The sequence below is a fragment of the Mesorhizobium sp. M7A.F.Ca.CA.004.04.2.1 genome, from assembly GCF_004022825.1.
Classification (GTDB): domain Bacteria; phylum Pseudomonadota; class Alphaproteobacteria; order Rhizobiales; family Rhizobiaceae; genus Mesorhizobium.
Map to the genome: position 1 here is coordinate 1 of NZ_RZPH01000517.1, position 4,177 is coordinate 4,177.

5 protein-coding genes and 1 pseudogene are annotated in these 4,177 nt (G+C 66.6%); 5 read left to right on the plus strand and 1 reads right to left on the minus strand.

Annotation, left to right across the window (positions count from 1 at the left end; translation table 11 throughout):
* The 4 genes and pseudogenes from EN893_RS38715 to EN893_RS21505 form a co-directional block, all read left to right on the plus strand.
* A pseudogene (locus EN893_RS38715) lies at positions 1-237 on the plus strand (precorrin-3B synthase); the annotation flags it as partial.
* Positions 238-239: 2 nt separating this feature from the next.
* Positions 240-872 carry a precorrin-8X methylmutase gene (locus tag EN893_RS21495; protein WP_127271902.1) on the plus strand — a complete coding sequence of 211 codons (633 nt, stop codon included), beginning with the start codon at positions 240-242 and terminating at the stop codon, positions 870-872.
* Positions 869-1,627 carry a precorrin-2 C(20)-methyltransferase gene (locus EN893_RS21500; protein WP_127271900.1) on the plus strand — a complete coding sequence of 253 codons (759 nt, stop codon included), beginning with the start codon at positions 869-871 and terminating at the stop codon, positions 1,625-1,627. The genes EN893_RS21495 and EN893_RS21500 overlap by 4 nt, the downstream gene beginning before the upstream one ends.
* On the plus strand, positions 1,624-2,388 hold the full coding sequence (locus tag EN893_RS21505) for a precorrin-3B C(17)-methyltransferase (protein ID WP_127271898.1): 765 nt from the start codon (positions 1,624-1,626) through the stop codon (positions 2,386-2,388). The genes EN893_RS21500 and EN893_RS21505 overlap by 4 nt, the downstream gene beginning before the upstream one ends.
* On the opposite strand, the gene EN893_RS21510 is transcribed toward EN893_RS21505, so the two are convergent.
* The gene (locus EN893_RS21510) at positions 2,352-3,113 is read right to left on the minus strand and encodes a cobalt-precorrin-6A reductase (RefSeq protein ID WP_127270798.1); all 762 of its coding nucleotides are present in this window, start codon (positions 3,111-3,113) and stop codon (positions 2,352-2,354) included. The two genes, EN893_RS21505 and EN893_RS21510, sit on opposite strands and share 37 nt — an antisense overlap.
* 1 nt (position 3,114) lies before the next feature.
* Here EN893_RS21510 and cbiE point away from each other — a divergent pair.
* Positions 3,115-4,177 (plus strand): precorrin-6y C5,15-methyltransferase (decarboxylating) subunit CbiE (cbiE, locus tag EN893_RS21515; RefSeq protein ID WP_128361760.1); only part of this gene is annotated, 1,063 nt, incomplete at its 3' end.

Here is a 4,177-nt window from a genome sequence, read left to right on the forward strand (position 1 = left end):
GCCCTAGCGATTGTCGGCGGCGAAAACGGAGCCGGACTTGTCGTGAACGCGACGGCAAAGGCCCTTCCTGCGGGCTACAGGCCGGGCTATGACGCCGCGCGCGGCATCCGCCGCGTCGCGGCAATGATCCGCAGCGCACGATATCAAGGCGAGACTGCCGCTGCTTGCCTGACAAGGCTCGGGCCGGCCGGTATCGCCGAGGCTTACCGACAGGCCCAAACTGAAAAACGGAAATGAGCATGGCCGCCTACGACTACATCCATGACGGCACGGCGATCTACGAGCGCTCCTTCGCCATTATCCGCGCCGAGGCCGATCTGTCGCGCTTCTCCGAGGCCGAGGCCGATGTCGCCATCCGCATGATCCATGCCTGCGGCCAGGTCGAATCTTCAAGTCATTTTGTGTTCTCCACGGATTTGGTTGCCGCTGCCCGCACCGCTTTGGCGGCGGGCGCGCCAATTTTCTGCGACGCGGAAATGGTCTCGCATGGCGTCACCCGCGCCAGGCTGCCGGCCGGCAACGAGGTGATCTGCACCTTGCGCGATCCGCGCACGCACGACATCGCCAGGGAAATCGGCAACACCCGCTCGGCCGCCGCGATCGATTTGTGGGGCGAGCGCATGGCGGGCTCGGTGGTTGCCATCGGCAATGCACCGACCGCGCTGTTCTATCTATTGGAAAAACTGCGCGACGGCGCGCCGAAGCCTGCGGCCATCATCGGCATGCCGGTCGGCTTCGTCGGTGCTGCCGAATCGAAGGACGCGCTGGCCGAGAATTCCTACGGCGTTCCCTTTGCCATCGTGCGTGGCCGGCTCGGTGGCAGCGCCATGACCGCCGCCGCGCTCAATTCATTGGCGAGGCCCGGCCTGTGAACGCCCTTCCCAAAGGTCGTCTCGTCGGCGTCGGCACCGGTCCCGGCGACCCCGAACTGCTGACCCTGAAAGCCGCGCGGGCCTTGGCGGAAGCCGATGTCGTGGCCTATTTCGCCAAGCGCGGCAACAACAGCAATGCGCGCGCCATCGTCGAAGCGCAGTTCCGGCCTGAAATGACGGAATTGCCGCTGCTCTATCCCGTCACCACCGAAATCGACAAGGATCACGACGACTACCGCTCGCAGATCACGACTTTCTACGAGGAGTCCGCCGAGAAGGTCGCCGAGCACCTCCAGGCAGGCAAGATGGTTGCGGTGCTGTCCGAGGGCGACCCGCTTTTCTACGGCTCCTACATGCATCTGCATGTGCGCCTCGCCCATCGCTTCCCCACCGAAGTCATTCCCGGCGTAACCGCTATGTCCGGCTGCTGGTCGCAGACTGGTATCCCGATCGTCCAGGGCGATGACGTGCTGACCGTGCTGCCCGGCACGATGAGCGAGTTCGAGCTGACGCGCCGGCTGGCTGACACCGATGCCGCCGTCATCATGAAGGTCGGCCGTAACCTGCCAAAGATCAGGCGGGCGCTGGAGGCTACGGCCAAGCTGTCGCGCGCCGTCTATGTCGAGCGCGGCACCATGGCCGGCAGCGTGTCGATGAAGCTGGCCGACAAGCCGGACGACAAGGCGCCCTATTTCGCCATCGTGCTGGTCGCCGGCTGGTCCGGCCGCCCCGGCGCCGTGGGAGCGCAGGCATGAGCGGCCGTCTCACTGTCATCGGCCTTGGGCCCGGCAATGCCGATCAAGTCACTCCGGAAGCCAGCCGCGCCGTCGCCGAGGCGAAATTCTTTTACGGCTACAAACCGTATCTCGACCGGCTGGAATTGCGCCCGGAACAGACCCGCGTCGCTTCCGACAATCGCGAGGAACTCGCCCGCTCCAAGGACGCACTGATCAAAGCCGCCGAGGGCCACGACGTCGCGGTGGTTTCCGGTGGCGACCCCGGCGTGTTCGCCATGGCGGCGGCCGTCTGCGAGGCGATCGAGGCCGGCCCGGCCGAATGGCGCGCGGTCGATGTCGCTGTGGTGCCCGGCATCACCGCCATGCTGGCGGTCGCCGCCCGCATCGGCGCGCCGCTCGGCCATGATTTCTGCGCCATCTCGCTGTCCGACAATCTGAAGCCATGGGAGTTGATCGAACTGCGCCTGCTGGCGGCGGCCGGCGCCGGCTTCGTCATCGCGCTCTATAACCCGATCAGCAAGGCGCGCCCCTGGCAGCTCGGCCGCGCCTTCGAATGCCTGACCGCGATCCTGCCTGGTACCACACCAGTGATTTTCGGCCGCGCCGCCGGCCGCCCGGATGAGCGCATCGAGGTCTATCTGCTGGCCGATGTCGAGGCAGAGAAGGCCGACATGGCGACCTGCATCATCATCGGCTCGCCGGAGACCCGCATCATCAAGCGCGCGGAGAAGCCGGCGCTGGTCTACACGCCGCGCTCGTCCACGGGACGGACAAAATGATCGACCAACACGGTCAGCGCTTCAACGCTTTCAGCCGCGGGAACATCCGGCAAGACTGGCCGTTGGATCATGACCACCTCGAGGCCAAGCGCCCGCGCCGCGGCGATCTTGCCATAAGTCGCTTCGCCGCCGCTGTTCTTGGACACGACGACATCGATGCGTTGCTTTTCGAGCAGCGCGCGTTCCTCCGCCTCACGAAACGGGCCACGGGCCAGAAGATAGCTCGCATCCGGCACGGCAAGCTTGGGCTCGATCGCGTCGACGCTGCGGACGAGATAATGATGCTGGGGCGCAGCTTCGAAAGCAGCGACCTCTTGCCGGCCCAGCGCCAGGAAAACACGGCGCGGCGCCAGTCCAAGCGCTCGCGCGGCATCGCCGGATGTAATGACCTCAGTCCAGCGGTCGCCTTCGACAGGCTCCCAGCCGGGGCGTCGCAGCGCAAGGATCGGCACACCGGCCACGCGGGCGGCTTGCGCCGCATTGGCGGAGATCTGCGCCGCATAGGGGTGCGTCGCGTCGATCAGCAGGTCGATAGGCTCTTTCCGCAAATAATCGGCCAATCCATCGGCACCGCCAAAGCCCCCCGTTCGCACCGGCACGCCTTGCGCGACCGGGCTTTCAGTGCGGCCAGCCAGCGACAGCGTGACCGAGGCGCGCGCCGCCAGTTTTCCGGCCAGTTGCCGGGCTTCGGTGGTGCCGCCGAGGATCAGAATACGGTGGGTCATCATGCCTGCTGAAGGTCCGCGCGGTGCCAAGCTCACCCCAAAATGGCTCACAATCGTCGGCATCGGCGAGGACGGTTTAGCGGGTCTCGGCGACGAGGCCAAGCAGCGGATTGCCGAGGCGGAGATCATCTTCGGCGGCAAGCGGCACCTGGCGCTGGTCGCTTCCTTCGCCAAGGGCGAGGCGCGCGCCTGGCCGGTTCCTTTCGATGCCGAGATGGCTGACGTGCTGGCGCTTGCCGACAGGCGCGTCTGCGTGCTCGCTTCAGGCGATCCGTTCTTCCACGGCGTCGGCGCCACCCTCGCCCGCAAGGTCAAGCAACAGGAGATGCATGTCATCCCCGCACCGTCGGCCGTTTCGCTGGCGGCCGCGCGCCTTGGCTGGGCGCTGCAGGACATCGAGACCGTCTCGCTGCACGGCCGGCCGCTCGACCTGATCCGGCCGCTGCTGCAGCCACGCGCGCGCATTTTGGCACTGACCTCGGATGCCGAAGCCCCCGCTGCAATAGCGCGCCTGCTCACCGAACTCGACTTCGGCGCATCGCGGCTGACGATCCTGGAGGCCTTGGGTGGGCCAAGCGAGGACCACCGCACGATCCGCGCCGATGCCTTCGATCTCGAAAACATCAATCCGCTCAACGTGCTGGCGGTCGAAGTTGAATCCGGTCCGGACGCGCGCGTCCTGCCGCTCACATCAGGCCTTGCCGATCATCTGTTCGACCATGACGGCCAGATCACCAAGCGCGAGATCCGCGCGATCACCCTGTCGGCGCTGGCGCCGAAACGCGGCGAATTGCTGTGGGACATCGGCGCCGGTTCCGGTTCCATCGGCATCGAATGGATGTTGGCCCACCCTTCGATGCGCGCCATTGCCATCGAGGCCGATCCGATCCGCGCCGCCCGCATTGGCCGCAACGCCGCCGCCTGTGGCGTTCCCGGCCTTGTCGTGGTGGAAGGCAGCGCGCCCAGGGCACTTGCCAGGCTGGACACGCCGGACGCGATCTTCATCGGCGGCGGCGGCAGCGATGCCGGCGTGCTGAATGCTGCCATCAAGGCGCTGCGCCCGG

What these genes read in the sequence shown, in the direction of transcription:
- EN893_RS21505 (WP_127271898.1), top strand. Translation starts at nt 1,624, where the DNA reads ATGAGCGGCCGTCTCACTGTCATCGGCCTTGGGCCCGGCAATGCCGAT.
- EN893_RS21510 (WP_127270798.1), bottom strand. Translation starts at nt 3,113, where the DNA reads ATGACCCACCGTATTCTGATCCTCGGCGGCACCACCGAAGCCCGGCAA.
- EN893_RS21495 (WP_127271902.1), top strand. Translation starts at nt 240, where the DNA reads ATGGCCGCCTACGACTACATCCATGACGGCACGGCGATCTACGAGCGC.